The sequence below is a fragment of the Phytoamicus setariae genome, from assembly GCF_016722925.1.
In the GTDB taxonomy this organism is placed as follows: domain Bacteria; phylum Pseudomonadota; class Alphaproteobacteria; order Rhizobiales; family Rhizobiaceae; genus Rhizobium_E; species Rhizobium_E setariae.
The window spans coordinates 13,922-33,180 of record NZ_JAEQNC010000010.1 but is presented as its reverse complement, the minus strand read 5'-3'; the positions used below and the strand labels follow the sequence as shown (position 1 = coordinate 33,180).

Sequence of the window (19,259 nt, the reverse complement as noted above, 5' to 3'; positions counted from 1 at the left end):
GAGGCCTGTTCGTGAGCGAACAATCGCTGAAAAAGACCCCATTGCATGCGCTGCACCTGTCACTTGGTGCGCGGATGGTTCCGTTTGCCGGCTACGACATGCCGGTGCAATATCCCGCCGGCGTGCTCAAGGAGCACCTGTCGACCCGCACCCTGTGCGGTCTGTTCGACGTTTCCCACATGGGCCAGGTGATCATCCGCCCCAAGTCCGGCAGGATGGAAGACGCAGCCCTTGCGCTGGAGAAAATTATCCCTGTCGACATTGTCGGCCTCAAGCCCGGCCGCCAGCGCTACGGCCTGTTCACCAATGCGGAAGGCGGCATTCTCGACGATCTGATGGTCGCCAATCGCGAAGATCATTTCTACATGGTGGTCAACGCCTCCTGCAAGGACGACGATTTTGCCCATATGGCAGCGCATCTGTCCGACGCCTGCACCCTGGAAATGATCGAAGACCGCGCATTGATCGCGCTGCAGGGCCCGCATGCCGAACATGTGCTGGCAGAATTCTGTCCTGAGGTCACCAGCATGAAGTTCATGGATGTCGAGGGCGACGACCTGCACGACATCGACTGCATCATCTCCCGCAGCGGCTATTCGGGCGAAGACGGCTTCGAAATTTCGATTCCCGCCGACAAGGCCGAAACCGCGGTGCAGCGGCTGCTCGATCATCCCGATTGTGAGCCGGTCGGTCTCGGCGCCCGCGACAGCCTACGGCTCGAAGCAGGCCTGTGCCTCTACGGCAACGACATCGACACGACAACGACTCCGGTCGAAGCCGCTCTGGAATGGGCGATCCAGAAGGTCAGACGCAATGGCGGCGCACGCGCTGGCGGTTTTCCGGGCGCGGACCGTATACTTGCTGAACTGGACAATGGTGCTTCACGCCGCCGCGTCGGCCTGAAGCCGGAAGGCAAGGCGCCGGTACGCGCCCATGCAAAGCTCTATGCCGACGAAACCGGGCAGTCACCGATCGGCGAGATCACATCGGGAGGGTTCGGCCCGAGCGTCGATGGCCCGATTTCGATGGGCTATGTGCCAACAGGGTTATCCGCCGACGGCACCCGCGTCTTTGCCGAAGTGCGCGGCAAGTTCCTGCCGATGACGGTATCGGCCCTACCCTTCATTACCCCGACATACAAACGCTGAACGGAAAACCAACCGGCAAGATGTTCTCGGCCCATCACCCTAGCGTTCTCCCCGTCCTTGCATAGCGAAGGCGGCAGCAGCCGGATGAGGGGCATCAATTCAACCGCAAACAGACAATTGCAAACAGACGATTGAAGGAATCCTGAGATGTTGAAATTCACCGAAGAGCATGAGTGGCTGAAGATCGAAGACGGCGTTGCCACCGTGGGCATCACGGCGCATGCGGCCGAACAGCTCGGCGACCTCGTCTTCGTCGAACTGCCTGCGGCCGGCGCGTCTTTCGGCAAGAACGACAACGCCGCCACCGTCGAAAGCGTCAAGGCCGCCTCCGACGTGTTTTGTCCCCTCGATGGCGAGATCACCGAGGTCAACGATGCCATCACCGCGGACCCCTCGCTGGTCAATTCCGACCCGATGGGCGCGGGCTGGTTCTTCAAACTCAAGCTTGCCAATCCCTCTGACGCCGACGGCCTGATGGATGAGGCAGCCTATGCGAGGATGATTGCATAATGGCCCTCCCGACCGATTTTACCTTCACGGACTACGATCCGTACAATTTCGCTGACCGACGGCATATCGGCCCCTCGCCCGTCGAGATGGCCGCGATGCTGAAAACCGTCGGTTACTCCAGCCTCGACGCGCTGATCGACGACACTGTGCCGTCCTCGATCCGGCTGAAGACGCCGCTAAAATGGGACAAGCCGCTGACCGAGCGCGAGGCGCTCGACAAGATGCGCGAGACCGCCAACCTGAACCAGAAGCTCGTCTCGCTGATCGGCCAGGGTTATTACGGCACGATCACGCCGCCGGTCATCCAGCGCACGATCCTTGAAAATCCGGCCTGGTACACAGCCTATACGCCGTACCAGCCTGAGATCAGCCAGGGCCGTCTCGAGGCACTGTTGAACTACCAGACCATGGTCAGCGACCTGACCGGTCTCGATATCGCCAATGCCTCGCTGCTGGATGAGTCGACCGCCGCCGCCGAAGCGATGGCCATGGCGCAGCGCGTCGCCAAATCCAAGTCCCTGACCTTCTTCGCCGATGAGAACTGCCACCCGCAGAACATCGCGCTGCTCAGGACGCGCGCCGAGCCGCTTGGCTGGAACGTCGTTGTCGGCAATCCCTTCACCGACCTCGATACCAACAACGTCTTCGGTGCGATCTTCCAGTATCCGGGTACGCACGGCCATGTGCACGATTTCACTCCGCTGATGGACAAGCTGCATGCCGCCGGCGCCATCGGTATCGTAATTGCCGATCCACTTGCGCTTTGCCTGCTGAAATCGCCGGGCGAGATGGGCGCGGACATCGCTGTCGGCACCACCCAGCGTTTCGGCGTGCCGGTTGGCTATGGTGGCCCGCATGCCGCCTATATGGCGGTCAAGGACGAATGGAAGCGCTCCATGCCCGGCCGCCTCGTCGGCGTCTCGGTCGATGCGCGCGGCAACCGTGCCTATCGCCTGTCGCTGCAGACCCGCGAACAGCATATCCGCCGCGAAAAGGCGACGTCCAACATCTGCACCGCCCAGGTGCTGCTCGCCGTCATGGCCTCGATGTATGCGGTCTTCCACGGTCCGCAGGGCCTGAAGGCGATTGCCCAGAGCGTGCACCAGAAGACGGTACGGCTGGCCAAGGGCCTGGAAAAACTCGGCTACACCGTCGAGCCCGGCACGTTCTTCGACACGATCACCATCGAAGTCGGCAAGCTGCAGGGCGTCATCCTCAAGGCCGCCGAGGCCGAGGAAGTCAACCTGCGCAAGATCGGCAACGACCGGATCGGCATCTCGCTCGACGAGCGTTCGCGGCCTGTGACGCTGGAAGCCGTCTGGCGTGCGTTCGGCGGCGACTTCAAGATCGAGGAATTCCAGCCGGACTGGCGCCTCCCGGAAGAGATGCTGCGCACCAGCCAGTATCTCACCCATCCGATCTTTCACATGAACCGCGCCGAAAGCGAGATGACCCGCTACATAAGGCGGCTGTCGGACCGGGATCTGGCGCTCGATCGCTCGATGATCCCGCTCGGCTCCTGCACGATGAAGTTGAACGCGACAGCCGAAATGCTGCCGATCACCTGGCCGGAATTCGCCGAGATCCACCCCTTCGTTCCCGATCATCAGGCCTTAGGCTACAAGGTGATGCTTGACGATCTCAGCCAGAAGCTGTGCGACGTGACCGGTTACGATGCCTTCTCCATGCAGCCGAACTCCGGCGCGCAGGGTGAATATGCGGGCCTGCTGACAATCCGCAACTACCATTTCGCCCGGGGCGACAACCATCGTGACGTCTGCCTGATCCCGATGTCGGCGCATGGCACCAACCCGGCGTCTGCACAGATGGCGGGCATGAAGGTGGTTCCGGTCAAGGCTTCGGACAACGGCGACATCGACATCGCCGATTTCCGCGCCCAGGCTGAAAAGCACGCCGCCAACCTCTCCTGCGTGATGATCACCTATCCTTCGACGCATGGCGTTTTCGAGGAGACGGTGCGCGAGATCTGCGACATCACGCACGCGCATGGCGGCCAGGTCTATCTCGACGGCGCCAACATGAACGCCATGGTCGGCCTTGCCCGCCCCGGCGACATCGGCTCCGACGTCAGCCACCTCAACCTGCACAAGACGTTCTGCATCCCGCATGGCGGCGGTGGTCCCGGCATGGGGCCGATCGGCGTCAAGGCGCATCTCGCCCCCCACCTGCCCGGCCATCCGGAAAGCGACGGCAAGGACGGCGCGGTGTCTGCCGCTCCCTTCGGCTCGGCCTCGATCCTACCGATTTCCTGGAGCTACATCCTGATGATGGGTGGCGAAGGGCTGACGCAGGCAACCAAGGTGGCGATCCTCAATGCCAACTACATCGCCGCACGCCTGAAGGGCGCCTATGACGTGCTCTACACGTCCGACAAGGGCCGCGTGGCACATGAGTGCATCATCGACACAAGGCCGCTGCAGGCATCGTCGGGCGTCTCGGTCGAGGATATCGCCAAGCGGCTGATCGATTGCGGCTTCCACGCCCCGACCATGAGCTGGCCGGTGGCCGGCACGCTGATGATCGAGCCGACGGAATCGGAAACCAAGGCCGAGATCGATCGCTTCTGCGACGCCATGCTGGCGATCCGCGAGGAAACCCGCGCCATCGAGGCCGGCACCATGGACCGGGACAACAACCCGCTGAAGAATGCCCCGCACACGGTGCAGGACCTGGTGGGTGACTGGGATCGTCCCTACAGCCGCGAACAGGCCTGCTTCCCGCCGGGTGCCTTCCGTGTCGACAAGTACTGGCCTCCGGTCAATCGCGTCGACAACGTCTATGGCGACCGCAACCTCGTCTGCTCGTGCCCACCGGTGAGCGACTATCTCGAAGCGGCAGAATAACAAAAAGGCCGGAAACCCCTCAAGGTTTCCGGCCTTTTCGATTGGAAACTTTCTTCGCTCAGCGGGCGGGCACCACGGCATCGCCGCGCGCGGCAAGGGCTGCCAGATCGGCGGGCTTGAGCTCGACGGATTCGCCGCATCCGCAGGCTGATGTCTGGTTCGGATTGGAAAAGGTGAAGCCTGAGCGCAGGGTCGTGACTTCGAAGCCCATTTCGGTGCCGAGCAGATAGAGCACGGCCGCCGGCTCGACCCAGACCTTGGCGCCATCGCGCTCGATCAGGTCATCCTTGGCGTTGGGTTCGGTCACCAGATTGATGGTGTATTCCATTCCCGCACAGCCGCCCTTCTTGATCCCGACGCGGATGCCCAGCGCTTCGGAGGCGGAATTCTCGACGATTTCACGAACACGCGCCGCGGCACCATCCGTCATGGTCATTACTGCAAAGCCCATCGGCTCACTCCTTCAACGACCGGGTTCAAGGCCCGATGTTTCACGATTCCAATGTAGTCCTGGTGCGTTAAACCTTCAATACCAGCCGAGCGCAACCTGCGCTTCTTCGCTCATCCGGTCGGCGGACCACGGCGGATCGAAGGTCATCGACACTTCGACGCCCATCACACCCTCCACCGCGCTCACGGCATTTTCCACCCAGCCCGGCATCTCGCCGGCGACCGGGCAACCCGGCGCCGTCAGTGTCATGACGATCTTGACCATACGGTCGTCCTCGATATCGACGCGGTAGATCAGCCCGAGTTCGTAGATATCGGCGGGAATTTCCGGATCGTAGACCGTCTTCAGAGCCGCGACGATATCATCGGACAGCCGGTCCAGTTCCTCCGGGGGAATGGCCGACTTGACCAGCCCTTCGCGGACATCGATCTTTTCGCCTTCAGTGGTGCTCATATCATTTTTCCTTTCAGGCGAAGAACTTGCGGGCATATTCGAGTGCGTCCACCAGCGCGTCGACCTCGGTCTTGGTGTTGTAAAGGCCGAACGATGCCCTGCATGTGGAGGTGACGCCGAAGCGTTGCAAGAGCGGTTGTGCACAATGGGTGCCGGCGCGAACGGCGACACCGGCGCGGTCGATGACCATCGACACGTCGTGGGAATGGATGCCTTCGAGCTCGAAGGAGAAGATTCCACCCTTGCCCGGCGCATTGCCGAAGATTTTCAGCGAGTTGACGCTGCGCAGGCGTTCGGCGGCATAGGCAGCAAGCCCCGCTTCGTGCTCGGCAATCGCCGCCCGGCCGATACCGTCCATATAATCGAGTGCATAGCCCAACCCGATCGCCTGCACGATCGGCGGCGTACCAGCTTCGAAGCGATGCGGCGGTTCGTTATAGGTGACATTGTCCGTGGTGACTTCGACAATCATCTCGCCGCCGCCCATGAACGGCCGCATGGATTTCAGCCGGTCCGTCTTGCCATAGAGCACGCCGATGCCTGACGGCCCGTAGAGCTTGTGGCCGGTCATCACGTACCAGTCGCAATCGATGTCGCGGACATCGACCGGCATGTGCACGGCGGCCTGAGAACCATCTACCAGCACCGGAATGCCGCGCGCATGCGCGATACGGCAGACTTCCTTGACGTTGACGACGGTGCCGAGCGCATTCGACATGTGGGTGATGGCAACGAGCTTGGTCTTGTCGGTCAGGCATTTCTCGAAATCGTCGAGGTGGAAAGCCCCATCGTCATCGACCGGCGCCCACACCAGCTTGGCGCCCTGGCGCTCGCGGATGAAGTGCCACGGAACGATGTTGGAATGGTGCTCCATGATCGACACGACGATCTCGTCGCCTGCGCCGATATGCGGCATGCCGTAGCCATAGGCGACCGTGTTGATCGCCTCGGTCGAGGACTTGGTGAAGATGATTTCGTCCACCGAACCTGCATTGAGGAACCTGCGGACTTTTTCGCGCGATGCTTCATAGGCATCAGTCGCGGCATTGGAGAGGAAATGCAGCCCCCGGTGAACGTTTGCATACTCATTGGAATAGGCATGCGCCACCGCATCGATCACCGCCTGCGGCTTCTGGGCCGAGGCACCGTTGTCGAGATAAACGAGCGGCTTGCCGTAGACGGTGCGCGACAGGATGGGAAAATCCTTGCGGATCGCTTCGACGTCGTAAGTGCCAATGCCAGACATAGAGCCATCTTTCCAATTTCGTGGGGCAATGAATGCCCCTCATCCGGCTGCCGCCACCTTCTCCCCGTCGTACGGGGAGAAGGGAGTTGTGGCACGGCCAGTGCATTTAGCGTCACCTCGCCCCGCTCGCGGGGAGAGGTCAGGGTGAGGGGCAATCACCCTTCAGGCGTGCTTTTCCAGCCATGCCTGGATGATCGCTTCCAAGGGTTCTATCAGCGTCTCGTCTTCCAGTTCCTCGACAGTCTCCTGCACGAAGGCCTGCACGAGCAGTCCGCGCGCCTGCTTTTCGGGAATGCCGCGCGACTGCAGGTAGAAGAGATGGGTATGGTCGATATCGGCGACCGTCGCTCCATGTCCGCAGACCACGTCGTCGGCGAAGATTTCCAGTTCCGGCTTGGTCGCGAATTCGGCCTCGTCGGAAAGCAGCAGCGTGTTGCACGACATCTTCGCATCAGTCTTCTGGGCGTCGGGGGCAACCCGGATCTGTCCCTGGAAGATACCCTTGGCGCGGTCGAAGATCACGTTGCGCATGATCTCGGTCGAGGTCGTGTGTGGCACGTTGTGGCCCAGCACCAGCGTCACATCGGTATGGCTGTCGCCGCCGAGCAGGTTGATGCCGCGCAGCGTCAGGTCCGAGCCCTCGCCCTCGACATCGATGAAAATGTCCTGACGCACGAGCCGGCCGCCGGCATTGATCACGTAAAGCTTGAGCTTGGCATTCTTGCCGAACCGCACCTTGATCTGGCCAAGATGGGTGTCGTCTGCGCCCTGCTCCTGCAGCACGATCCAGATGACGTCAGCACCTTCGCCCAGTGTGATGTCGCTGACGGCAGTCACCAGCGCCTGCGATCCGTTGACGGCGCGATGGCGCTCGATGATAGTGGCCTTGGCGCTCGCGCCGAAATTCACCGGCAGCCGGGTGTTGACGAAACCGCCACCCTGAACGAGCTGGATTTCGACCGGCTTGTCGCTTTCGTAACGATCGGGAAAATGGATCGCATAACCATCGCTGACGAAGCTGCCATTGAGACGGCCGATCAGGTCGTCGCTGCTGCGCACCGAAAGACCCTTCAGCGCCGAGCCATCGACCAGGCTGTCACGGTAGTTCTTGACGGTCACGCCTTCGATCCGGGCATCGTCGACCGCAGTGCCATTGAGGATGGACAGGACATCCGAACCGGAAACCAGCGGATCGGCTGCGCTGACGGCCACGGGTGCGGCTTCAGGAATGGTCCTGAGCAGCGAGCGCAGGTCGGTGTAATGCCAGTTTTCAACCCGCCGCGTCGGCAGGCCGTTGGTCTTGATCGCCTGAATCAACGTCGAACGCTGGGTGGTGATGGCCGCATCGCCGGGCAACTGGCCGATCGCGCCGCCGAAGGCGTCGATCAGCGCGGTTTCCGCGGCTGTCGGCTTGATAGGAGCCTGAATGGTCATGATCTCACCTCCGGCCTCAGGCCGCTTCGCCGATAATGTCGGCGTAGCCGTTGGCTTCGAGCTCATGAGCCAGTTCCTTCGGACCCGACTTGATGATCTGGCCCTTGTAGAGCACGTGCACGGAGTCTGGCACGATATGGTCGAGCAGGCGCTGGTAATGGGTGATCACGACGATGGCGCGATCGGGCGAGCGCAGCGCGTTGACGCCGTCGGACACAATCTTCAGCGCATCGATGTCGAGACCGGAATCGGTTTCGTCGAGAACGCAAAGCGAGGGCTGCAGGAGCGACATCTGCAGGATTTCCGCGCGCTTCTTCTCACCGCCGGAGAAGCCGACATTGAGCGGCCGGCGCAGCATATCGGTGTTGATCTGCAGCTCAGCCGCGGCAGCCTTGACGCGCTTGAGGAATTCCGGCGTCGTCAGTTCGTCCTCGCCGCGCGCCTTGCGCTGCTCGTTCATCGCGACCTTGAGGAACTGCATGGTGGCAACACCGGGGATTTCGACCGGATACTGGAAGGCCAGGAACACGCCCTTGGCAGCGCGCTCGGCCGGATCGAGTTCGAGAATGCTCTCGCCGTTGAACAGGATGTCGCCTTCGGTGACTTCATAGTCTTCACGGCCCGACAGGATGTAGGACAGCGTCGACTTGCCCGAGCCGTTCGGGCCCATGATCGCGGCGACTTCGCCGGCCTTGACGGTGAGGTTCAGGCCACGGATGATTTCGGTGCCGTCTTCGGCGATGCGGGCATGAAGGTTTCTGATTTCAAGCATAGTGGTTTCCTAGCAATGGCGTGTGCGGCTTCGGGCCGCCATGAATGAGTATGACAGGCGACGATGACCGGCTTAGCCGACCGATCCCTCAAGGCTGATACCGATCAGCTTCTGCGCTTCCACGGCAAATTCCATCGGCAGTTCCTGAATGACGTCGCGGACGAAGCCATTGACGATCAGGGCGAGAGCCGCTTCTTCCGGAATGCCGCGCTGCATGCAGTAGAACAGATGATCTTCCGACACTTTCGACGTCGTCGCTTCATGCTCGAGCTGTGCCGTCGAGTTCTTTGCCTCGATATAGGGCACGGTGTGAGCACCGCACTTGTCGCCGATCAGCAGCGAGTCGCACTGGGTGAAGTTGCGGGCGTTTTCCGCCTTGCGGTGGATCGACACCTGGCCGCGATAGGTGTTGTTGGAACGGCCGGCCGAAATGCCCTTGGAGATGATGCGGCTCGAGGTGTTCTTGCCGAGATGCAGCATCTTGGTGCCCGAGTCGATCTGCTGGTAGCCGTTGGACACCGCGATCGAGTAGAACTCGCCGCGCGAACCATCGCCGCGCAGGATGCAGGACGGGTATTTCCAGGTGATCGCCGAACCGGTCTCGACCTGGGTCCAGGAGATCTTGGAATTCTTGCCACGGCAATCGCCGCGCTTGGTGACGAAGTTGTAGATGCCGCCCTTGCCGTTCTTGTCGCCGGGATACCAGTTCTGCACCGTCGAATACTTGATCTCGGCGTCATCGAGCGCCACGAGCTCGACCACCGCGGCATGCAGCTGGTTTTCGTCGCGCTGTGGGGCCGTGCAGCCTTCCAGATAGGAGACGTAGGCGCCTTCCTCGGCGATGATCAGCGTGCGTTCGAACTGGCCGGTGTTCTTCTCGTTAATGCGGAAGTAGGTCGACAGCTCCATCGGGCAGCGCACGCCCTTCGGAACGTAGACGAACGAGCCGTCAGTAAAGACCGCCGAGTTCAGTGTCGCATAGTAGTTGTCGGTCACTGGCACGACCGAGCCGATATACTTGCGTACGAGATCCGGGTGCTCGCGGAGCGCCTCGGAGATCGACATGAAGATCACGCCAGCCTTTTTCAGCTCGTCCTTGAAGGTCGTTACAACAGAGACGGAATCGAACACGGCATCAACAGCGACCCTGCGGTTCTGCACGCCGGCGAGTATTTCCTGCTCACGCAGCGGAATGCCGAGCTTCTCATAGGTCTTGAGAATCTCGGGATCGATATCGTCAAGCGACATCGGCCCGGACTGCCCCTTCGGGGCCGAATAATAGCTGATTGAGTTGAAATCGATCGTCGGATAATCGACGCGTGCCCAGGTGGGCTCGTCCATGGTCAGCCAGCGGCGATAGGCGTCGAGACGCCATTCGAGCATCCATTCGGGCTCATTCTTCTTGGCCGAAATCAACCGGATGACGTCTTCGTTCAGGCCTGGCGGCACCTTGTCGGATTCGATGTTCGTCTCGAAGCCGTATTTGTACTGGTCCACGTCGATCGCGCGGACCTGGTCTATGGTCTCTTGAACCGCAGCCATTTCGATCTCCAATCTCGCCGGGTCAAGGCCGGCAGCTTGTTGTCGTTGTGACAGCCAACACATACATTCATACGATGCGTTGCCGTCTATATAAGGTCGCCAAAAGGGATTTTTCACCCCTTTTGGCAAGCGGAAATTTGACTTCCCGCAAAAATTACGCCGCCTTTGGCTTGGCCAGCCGTCCGGCAATCTTTCGGAACGCTTCAATCGTCTGGGCGATCTCCGCCTCTGATGTCGACGGTCCGAAAGAAATCCTCAGCGCACCCATGCGCGGATCAAGCCCCATGCCCTTCAGCACATGGCTCTCGCCAACCTTGCCCGACGAACACGCGGACCCGGCCGACAGTGCGATGCCTTCGAGGTCGAAGGCGATCTGGCCGGTTTCCGACTTCATCCCTGCAAGAGAAAAGAAGGTCGTGTTCGGCAGCCGATCGGCTAAACGTCCATGAATGACCGTCTCGGGCACAATCTCCAACAGCGCAGCCTCGATGGCGTCACGCCGCGCGGCCATATCGGCGACGCGCATATCCAGCAAAGCATTCACCTCCGTTGCCGCCGCACCGAAGCCGGCAATTGCCGCTGCATTCTCCGTGCCGGAACGATGTCCTTTTTCCTGGCCTCCGCCACGGATGAGAGGCGTGGGCATCATCGCCTCGCCGCGTGCCACAAGCGCACCAGCGCCCTTTGGCCCGCCGATCTTGTGGCTGGAGACGAACAGGAAGTCCGCATCCAGCGCTTCGATATCCACGGGGATGCGGCCAAACGCCTGCACGGCATCGACAACAAGGATACCTCCATGGGCGTGGACGATCTTTGCCGCTTCACAAACCGGCTGGATGACACCCGTCTCGTTGTTGGCCAGCATCAACGCCACCATGGGCAGGCCGCTGGTCTTGTCGTGGGTCGACAGAAGAGCTTCGAGCGCCGCCAGATCCGCTACGCCATCGGCATTAACAGGAAAGATCGAAACCTCCGGCGCAGAAAACCGGCCGCCCTCGAAAACCGCCTTGTGCTCGATGGCCGAAACGTAAAGCCGTCCGATAGACAATGGCGAACGCCCCATCCGGAAGTGAGGCGTCAGGACGGTGTTGGCCGCTTCCGTAGCACCGCTGGTAAAGGTCACGCTTGCCGGCTTGGCGCCCAGCGCCTCAGCCAGCGCCCGACGTGCCGCCTCGACTTCGGCCCGGACCGCGCGTCCCTCGCGGTGGACGGAGGAAGGATTACCCTCCATCAGCGCCACGCGCAGGAAGGCATCGCGCGCGGCATCAAGCAGCGGCGCTGTCGCATTCCAGTCCATGTAGGCGCGGGCCTTGGTCACGGTAAAAATCCATCCTTGGCGAGATAACCGGTCTCGAATCGCATTTTTCTTGAAATTCCGGTCTCGCCTGTCCTATGAAGCGTCACACGAAACGGGCAAAGCCCAACTTTCGAACGGTTCTAAACTAGCTCTTAGAAAAGCTGACTGGTTTCGTCAAGACTGGAATGCGGTTTCAGGGCTGTTTTTGCGAAGTTTCAACATCTGGAGTAAGAATGCCCGAAGTCATCTTCAACGGTCCGGCCGGTCGGCTGGAAGGACGCTACCAGCCTTCCAAGCAGAAGAGCGCGCCAATAGCGATCATCCTTCATCCGCATCCGCAGTTCGGCGGTACGATGAACAACCAGATCGTCTACCAGATGTTCTACATGTTCCAGAAGCGCGGCTTCACCACGCTGCGCTTCAACTTCCGTTCGATTGGCCGCAGCCAGGGCGAATTCGACCATGGCGCCGGCGAGCTTTCCGATGCCGCTTCGGCTCTGGACTGGGTTCAGAGCCTGCATCCGGATTCGAAGAGCTGCTGGGTGGCCGGCTATTCGTTCGGATCGTGGATCGGCATGCAGTTGCTGATGCGCAGGCCCGAGATCGAAGGCTTCATCTCGGTGGCGCCACAGCCCAACACCTATGATTTCTCCTTCCTCGCCCCCTGCCCGTCTTCCGGCCTGATCATCAACGGCGATGCCGACAAGGTCGCACCGGAAAAAGACGTCACCGGCTTGGTTGAAAAACTCAAGCAGCAGAAGGGCATCCTGATCACCCACAAGACGATCCCGGACGCCAATCATTTCTTCTCCGGCCAGATGGACACGCTGATCGAGGAATGCGGCGACTATCTCGACCGTCGCATGGCCGGCGAACTGGTGCCGGAACCGGCAGCCAAGCGCATCCGGTAAAACCAATATGCGGGTTATCGCCGATACAAACGTCTTCATCAGCGCTTGTATCGGCGGTGGCGCCTCGTCAAAAGTGATCTGAGGCATTTCCACCTCAGCGCAGCAAGCGAGAAGTGGCCCTCGCGCTGCTGCGCCGCAAATAGGCTTGGTTACTCCCCCGCCCGCATCTCAAAGAACACATTGTCGCCCATTGAGGCGTTGTTTTCGAGTTCGAATTCCTGCATTCCCATCTTTTCGAGCACACGCAACGACGCCAGGTTATTGACGTCAGATGCGGCTCGCAGCGTTCCCGTGGGTCGGGAAGTGGCAAACCATGCCATCAAGGCGCGGCCGATCTCGGTGGCATAACCCTTGCCCGCTTCCTCCGGCAGGATGGAGAAGCTGAGTCCATACACATCGGCTGCGCGGTGGTAGTGAATGCCGGCGCGCCCGATGAACCGCCCCTCGTCCTTCGCGACAAGCTTCAGCATGCCGATGCCGTCGCGTTTGAACTCGGCGATCCAGCTCGCCATGCGCTCCTCGGCCCTCTCCAGCGTCCACGGCTGACCATCGGCCAGATAGCGAACCGACTCCAGCTGGCTGTGCAGCGCTTTTACCAGCACGGCGTCGCCAGGTTGCCAGTGAGTCAGGATTAACCGCTCGGTATCGAGAAACACCGGCCCGACGATCACACCTCCGGTAACGGGCTTTTTCACACCCGTGGTTCCCGGAAATGTCAGCGGTAGACCTTTTGCCGAACGTACAGCCAGATAAGCCCAGGCTTCGGCCTCCATGCTATCGCCATTGAAGCCGAAATCTTCGGCAGGTGCGACGCTGGCGCCGGCGAACAACGCCTGCAGATCGGACATGATCACCCTGTTCAGCCTGCCGCCGCCACAAACGATCACCAATACCGGAACTTCCGGCAGATGCCGTGTCGACATTGAAATTGCGGCTGCCGTCACATAAGCGAGCGTCCTTGCGCCGTCGTGCAGCCCCGCCTCGCTTGCTTCGGGCGGCCGGAAATCGTTGCGATCAAGCGACATACGTCTTTCGGACGTAAAGAACAGATTGGCCAGATAACGCTCGGCCAGGCCTCCGATGACCACACCTTCGGAGGCGATCGCACCGCCCTGATCGTAAGGCACCCCGGCCTGATCCTCCACCCACTGGTCGATGAGCGTGTTTCCCGGTCCGGAGTCGAAAGCGACAATCGCGCCATCCGAACCGATAAAGGTCAGGTTGGAAATGCCGCCGATGTTGACAAACATCACCGGCTTGCCGCCGTAGCCCTCGATACCCGCCGCCAAGGCAGCATGATAAACCGGCACCAGTGGCGCACCCTGCCCGCCATGCACCATGTCGTTGGCGCGCATGTCGTAGACGACGGAAATACCGGTCTCGGTGGCGAGCAATGGACCATCGCCAATCTGCACGGTCAGGGCCTGATGCGGCCGGTGCAAGACCGTCTGGCCGTGAAATCCAATAAAATCAACATCCTGCGATGGAATTTTGAAACGACCCAGGAAAGCCCTGACCGCTTCGGCATGACGCAAGGTGAGCTCCTGCTCTATCTGCCGCATGTCTTCCGGTCGCTCGTCGCGGTGCTTGATCGACTTGGCGATCTCCAAGGTTTGCGCAAGCCGTTTGCGGAAATCCGGCGGATAGGCAAGGCCGAGCGCTGGACCGCGCTCGACGATAGCCTCGCCGTCCGTCCTTACCAGGGCAACATCGATCCCATCCATCGAGGTGCCGCTCATCAGCCCGATTGCAGTCTTCAAGTCAGGCATTGATGGACCTCATCGCAAACATTGATGGAAGACATGCGCCAGAAGGGGTGCAACGCAGCGAAAACTTTGCTAAAGGCCCCGTGAAATCACGATTACCTTCCGAAAGCAGTCGGTCATGTCAAAATTCAAATCCGAATTTCTCCACACGCTCTCCGAGCGTGGCTTCATTCACCAGATTTCCGATGAATCGGGCCTGGATGATCTTCTACACAAGGAAACGGTAACCGCCTATATCGGATTTGATCCCACGGCGCCATCGCTTCACGCGGGTGGTCTCATCCAGATCATGATGCTGCACTGGTTGCAGAAGACTGGTCACCGGGCCATCTCGCTCATGGGTGGCGGCACCGGCATGGTCGGCGACCCCTCGTTCAAGGACGAAGCTCGCCAGTTGATGACGGTCGACACCATCGCCGACAACATTGCATCGATCAAGAAGGTGTTCTCGAGCTACCTTACCTATGGCGACGGCCCCAAGGACGCGTTGATGATCAACAACGCCGACTGGCTTGCCGGCATCAACTACCTTGAATTCCTGCGCGATGTCGGTCGCCACTTTTCGGTCAACCGCATGCTGTCGTTCGATAGCGTCAAGACGCGGCTGGACCGCGAGCAATCGCTTTCCTTCCTCGAATTCAACTACATGATCCTGCAGGCCTACGACTTCGTCGAGCTCAACAAGCGCTATGGCACGCGCCTGCAGATGGGCGGCTCGGATCAGTGGGGCAACATCATCAACGGCATCGACCTCGGCCACCGCATGGGCACGCCGCAGCTCTACGCGCTGACCTCGCCGCTGTTGACCACCTCTTCCGGTGCCAAGATGGGCAAATCGGTCAACGGAGCCGTATGGCTGAACGCCGACATGCTGTCGGCTTACGACTTCTGGCAATACTGGCGCAACACCGAGGACGCCGATGTCGGCCGCTTCCTCAAGCTATACACCACGCTGCCGATGGACGAGATTGCCCGCCTTTCGACACTGGGCGGTTCGGAAATCAATGAGGTCAAGAAGATCCTGGCGACCGAAATCACCGCCTTGCTGCATGGCCGCGCTGCTGCCGAGCAGGCAGCGGAAACCGCACGCAAGGTGTTCGAGGAAGGCGCCGCTGATTCAAACCTGCCGACGGTGACGCTGCCGGCCGCCGAGATCGAAGCCGGTATCGGCCTGCTTGGGCTGTTCGTCAAGGCAGGCCTTGCCGCCTCCAACGGCGAGATGCGCCGGCATGTTCAGGGTGGCGCGGTACGGATCAACGACGAACCGGTCTCCGACGAAAAGCGCGTCATCGGCTCTGCCGATCTCAATGCCGACCAGGTCATCAAGCTCTCGCTCGGCAAGAAGAAGCATGTGCTGGTAAAGCCGGCCTGATCAATCAAGCAGACGACATCCGATACCAGGCCCTGCCGGACACGGCGGGGCTTTTTCATTCAAACTCGAAGATGTTGCGGAACACGCCCGGCGCGATCAGCGACAGCGGGTTGATCGACAAAGCTGGCTGGTCATAGGGGCCGACCAGCTTGAATGTGATACCGAGCAGGCCGCGATCGCGGCCGTTGCCCAGAAGCACGCCAATCAGGGGAAGTTCGCTGAACAGGCGGTTCAGGCCATAAGCAGGCATGAACGTTCCGGTCATCGCCATCATCCCGTCGGCATCGCGGACAGTTCCCTGAAATGTCGCCCCGACCTCGTCGCCACGCACAACCCCGTTCTCCACACGCACGAGCTTTCCGTCGATCAGCAGCCTCGCGAAACCTCGCCGGAACTTCTGCGAACTGACATCGATATCGGCCTTGACCGCATCGGACAGGCTGCGGCCGTCTTCACCGGCCCTGGCGGAAACAATTGATTTCAACCGCGCTTCGTTGACGAGAGCAAAGTTGCGGATATCAACCGAGCCATGCCATGAATCGGCATCCCTGGACTTCAGATTGACGTTCAGCAGACCACCATTCATGTTGCGGTAGATGTCGGCAAAGCGCCCCACGGCTCCAGCATCGCCGCTCGTGACCTCGATCTGGTCCCTTCCCTTGCGAATCACCACCGCCTGCCCCGAACGGGTCACAGCGGAAAAATTCACCGCCGACATCGCCCCTTTGGCCATAACCATGTCGAGATTGACCGACGTCAGGCTCTCATTGTTGTAGCCTATCGCGCGATCGATACGGGCCGAGACCGAGTTGCTGGTATCCGCCGTCTTACCTTTATCGCTCACGCTATTGCCGGACTTGGCGAGATCGAGGAAGCTTCGCATATCGATGGAATCGCCGTTGATGCCCACCGATAGCCCCGCCCCCTTGCGCGTCAGTGAAAGGGCAAAATTATCCGAGCTGGCAAGGCGAACACGGTTGAGCTTTGCAGTGACGAGGCCCTTGGCGTCGAACGTCAAGTCACCGCGCGCGCCAAAGCCGTCGCCTGAAACGACCAGGTCGTTGATTTCGGTCCGGCCATCATTCGACACAAGCTCGAACTCTGCCTTGGCTGGAACTCCCGGCCCCTTTCGCCAACCGACCAGCGGAATGGACAGATCGGCCGAAGTCAATGAAAGAGTTGCCTTGTGCCTGTCCTTGCCCAGATACTGGAGATTGACGTCCATATTGCCGGAGAAGTACCCCGCAAGAGTTGGCGCAAGTTTCAGAACCTCGGCACTGGAAACCCTGCCATCAAGTTGCCAGTCGCGTTTGGCAATCGCATCCTTGTCGATAGGTTCGGTTGCCACGACATCAAATCCCATCCCATCGACATCAGCCTTGCCTTTCATGACGGCCTGCTCGGTATTGATCGTCACCTTGCCTTCGACGTTGGCGATCTTGCGGTTGTCGAATGGAGTCTTGAGCCCCACTTTGTCCAGATCGAGAACAATATTCCAGTCGGGCTTCACCTTGCTCGGAGCGTGATCGAGGCCGAAACTCGCGCGGATGCTCGCGGACAACTTCCCGGTCAGGTCGGCCGGAGAAACCGGGAAACGCGACATGGCGTTGATCGGCTTGAAGCTTGCAAACTCCGCCGCCGCCGCCGCTTCGCCCACGGCTTTGATGTCCAGCGCACCGGCGAGCGGCTTCTTGGCCGTATCGGCGATCTCGAATACTCCATCGCTACCCGCAAGCCGCTTGCCGGACGGCAGGTTGATGGTACCTTGCGCAACATCGATACGCATATTCCGGTCGGTCAGGTCGAAGTGGCCGAACGTGTCGCGCGACACAGGCATGGTGTCGATGTATTTCACCGTCAATCCCTCGGCATCGAAGGCGATATGCATCTCATTGTTTTCGAACAACATGGGCTCGGGATGCTCAGGAATGCGTCCTGCAGCGAGAGATACGTCGATAACGGCATTCTTGACCACGCCATCCCTTATATTTTCCAGGATCCAGTGCCGCGCCTTCTTGCCGAACCAGAACGGCCAAAGCTGTTTGACGGTGGCAACGCTCAATGTGTCGGCGCGCGCGGCGAAATTGATGGCGGGCGACGGCTCCACCAGTCGCATGTTGAGCGAGCCGGCAAAATTGCCGGAACTGGTAACGATCCCGATCGTATCGAGCTGCAACTCTCTGGCCTGCGGCAGATAATAGCCGGAGACACGGGCATTGAAGCGCTCGGGCGCCTCGCCCGAACCTTCAGCACTTCCAACCGCATCATTTCCGATTGCCTCGAAGGCGAAACCAGGCGGTTTTCCGCTGGCGACACGGTCGAGGTCGATCAAGGTTCCTTCCAGCGGTACAACTGTCGGGCCGAAGTCCATCACCCCATTCATCAGCCGTATCTTCTTCTCCTTGAAATCGTAGGAGAAAACACCCTTCCCAGCCCGTACGGGCTGGGCATCTCCATCGCCGTAGAACAAGCCTGCCCCGGCATCCAGCTTGGCAATCAGGTTGCGATCCCGATCTGATGAGATGGAAAAACTCAGCGGCAGGTCCATGCCCTGCCGGATCTCGCCGGTCACAGCGCTATACTTGAGAAGGAAAGGTTCGGCTTCCAGACCGGCAATAGCGACACTGAAGGATGTTGCTTTTTCGCCGTCGCTATCGAGTTTCACGGTCAGGGACGGCGCAAGCTCACCGTAGCGAACCCCGGCAGTCATTTCATAATGATTGTCCCGTGAATTCTGGAATTCGAGATCGTTGAGGCTGATCCGATCGCCGAGCGCTGTTTTTGATGGCAGCAACAGTCCGAGCTCGCCAGCGACAATCGTCTCGGTATTGGAGCGCTCGAGAAAGCCTATGATCTGGTCAATTTGCGGATAAAGCGCCTGCAGCAAGGCGGGAACAGCATCGACCCGCACTGTCGCCCAATCGATCGGCCCACGCGCTGGCAGGAATCGAAGGTCGCCTTCCGCCGCACCGATCTCCACTCTGGCAAGCGCCATCCTGCCTGCCAGCAGCGCCACCGGGTCAAGCACCGCCTTTATCGAATCCGTCTTCAGCAACGCGATCTTGCTCTGCCGGTGGGTAATCTGCAGATCGGCGGCTTCGAATGCCAGCATCCAGTTTTGCGCAAACCGCAGCCGGATAGCACCGACGTTCGGCTCGAACTCATCGCCAAGTGCATGTGAAAGAGCCTGCGTCGCGCGCGATCTCAAGGTCTGGTCGAGATAGCCGCCTTCCAGGGCAACGAAGAGAAGCCCGACGGCCATTGCTGCCAGCAAAATGAGCGCCAAAACAAATTTGGCCAGCCGCCGGAAAAAATGCCGCGATCGCGGAACGCCAAGAACCACCGCATCCTGCTGGGCCACGGATGGCATGGCATCGAGCGGATGGTAGTCTTCCTTGCCGAATACGACTTTTTCGCCGCGAATTTCATTCACGTAGCGGTGCCTTTCAAGTTTGCACGTCCTATAAGATCACTGTCTCGCCGGCGATTCTCT

The 19,259-nt window shown here is 60.2% G+C and carries 14 protein-coding genes and 1 pseudogene; 5 read left to right on the top strand and 10 right to left on the bottom strand.

Features of this window, described 5'->3' with window-relative positions; translation table 11 throughout:
* Nucleotides 1-11: 11 nt before the first annotated feature.
* The 3 genes from gcvT (at nt 12) to gcvP (ending at nt 4,522) form a co-directional block, all read left to right on the top strand.
* Nucleotides 12-1,148, top strand: coding sequence for a glycine cleavage system aminomethyltransferase GcvT (gene gcvT / locus JJB09_RS17625; protein ID WP_201661060.1), 1,137 nt, complete (start codon nt 12-14; stop codon nt 1,146-1,148).
* A 147-nt stretch (nt 1,149-1,295) separates the two neighbouring features.
* Nucleotides 1,296-1,658: a glycine cleavage system protein GcvH gene (gene gcvH / locus JJB09_RS17620; protein ID WP_201661058.1), complete on the top strand. Its 363-nt coding sequence runs from the start codon at nt 1,296-1,298 to the stop codon at nt 1,656-1,658.
* The gene (gcvP, locus tag JJB09_RS17615; RefSeq protein ID WP_201661055.1) at nt 1,658-4,522 is read left to right on the top strand and encodes an aminomethyl-transferring glycine dehydrogenase; all 2,865 of its coding nucleotides are present in this window, start codon (nt 1,658-1,660) and stop codon (nt 4,520-4,522) included. Before gcvH ends, gcvP begins: the two co-directional genes overlap by 1 nt.
* 58 nt (nt 4,523-4,580) lie before the next feature.
* Here the strand turns inward: gcvP and sufA are convergent, their stop codons facing one another.
* From sufA to JJB09_RS17580, 7 genes are all read right to left on the bottom strand, one after another.
* Nucleotides 4,581-4,973: a Fe-S cluster assembly scaffold SufA gene (sufA, locus tag JJB09_RS17610; RefSeq protein WP_201661052.1), complete on the bottom strand. Its 393-nt coding sequence runs from the start codon at nt 4,971-4,973 to the stop codon at nt 4,581-4,583.
* A 75-nt stretch (nt 4,974-5,048) separates the two neighbouring features.
* Complete coding sequence (locus JJB09_RS17605) at nt 5,049-5,426, bottom strand: SUF system Fe-S cluster assembly protein (protein WP_201661049.1); 378 nt, start codon at nt 5,424-5,426, stop codon at nt 5,049-5,051.
* 13 nt (nt 5,427-5,439) lie between these two features.
* Nucleotides 5,440-6,672 (bottom strand): cysteine desulfurase, encoded by a 1,233-nt coding sequence (locus tag JJB09_RS17600; protein ID WP_201661046.1) that lies wholly within the window; start codon nt 6,670-6,672, stop codon nt 5,440-5,442.
* 162 nt (nt 6,673-6,834) lie between these two features.
* Nucleotides 6,835-8,106 (bottom strand): Fe-S cluster assembly protein SufD, encoded by a 1,272-nt coding sequence (gene sufD, locus JJB09_RS17595; RefSeq protein WP_201661043.1) that lies wholly within the window; start codon nt 8,104-8,106, stop codon nt 6,835-6,837.
* Nucleotides 8,107-8,122: 16 nt separating this feature from the next.
* On the bottom strand, nt 8,123-8,878 hold the full coding sequence (sufC, locus tag JJB09_RS17590; RefSeq protein ID WP_201661039.1) for a Fe-S cluster assembly ATPase SufC: 756 nt from the start codon (nt 8,876-8,878) through the stop codon (nt 8,123-8,125).
* Nucleotides 8,879-8,950: 72 nt separating this feature from the next.
* Nucleotides 8,951-10,420: a Fe-S cluster assembly protein SufB gene (sufB, locus tag JJB09_RS17585; protein ID WP_201661037.1), complete on the bottom strand. Its 1,470-nt coding sequence runs from the start codon at nt 10,418-10,420 to the stop codon at nt 8,951-8,953.
* Nucleotides 10,421-10,574: 154 nt separating this feature from the next.
* A complete protein-coding gene (locus JJB09_RS17580) occupies nt 10,575-11,738 on the bottom strand; it encodes an aminotransferase class V-fold PLP-dependent enzyme (RefSeq protein WP_201661033.1) in 1,164 nt (387 codons plus the stop codon).
* A gap of 212 nt (nt 11,739-11,950) precedes the next feature.
* Here JJB09_RS17580 and JJB09_RS17575 point away from each other — a divergent pair, with 212 nt between their 5' ends.
* Nucleotides 11,951-12,628, top strand: a complete 678-nt coding sequence (locus JJB09_RS17575; protein WP_201661029.1) for an alpha/beta hydrolase — start codon at nt 11,951-11,953, stop codon at nt 12,626-12,628.
* A gap of 149 nt (nt 12,629-12,777) precedes the next feature.
* Here JJB09_RS17575 and JJB09_RS26690 read toward each other — a convergent pair whose 3' ends face one another.
* Both JJB09_RS26690 and JJB09_RS17570 read right to left on the bottom strand, forming a co-directional pair.
* A complete protein-coding gene (locus JJB09_RS26690) occupies nt 12,778-13,284 on the bottom strand; it encodes a GNAT family N-acetyltransferase (protein ID WP_343229055.1) in 507 nt (168 codons plus the stop codon).
* Nucleotides 13,285-14,397 (bottom strand): annotated as a pseudogene (locus tag JJB09_RS17570) (anhydro-N-acetylmuramic acid kinase); the annotation flags it as partial. It lies immediately after the preceding gene.
* Between the two features lie 115 nt (nt 14,398-14,512).
* On the opposite strand from JJB09_RS17570, the gene tyrS reads away from it, so the two are divergent.
* Nucleotides 14,513-15,766, top strand: coding sequence for a tyrosine--tRNA ligase (gene tyrS / locus JJB09_RS17565; protein ID WP_201661023.1), 1,254 nt, complete (start codon nt 14,513-14,515; stop codon nt 15,764-15,766).
* Nucleotides 15,767-15,821: 55 nt separating this feature from the next.
* On the opposite strand, the gene JJB09_RS27050 is transcribed toward tyrS, so the two are convergent.
* Nucleotides 15,822-19,199: a YhdP family protein gene (locus tag JJB09_RS27050; RefSeq protein ID WP_201661021.1), complete on the bottom strand. Its 3,378-nt coding sequence runs from the start codon at nt 19,197-19,199 to the stop codon at nt 15,822-15,824.
* Between the last annotated feature and the right edge of the window lie 60 nt (nt 19,200-19,259).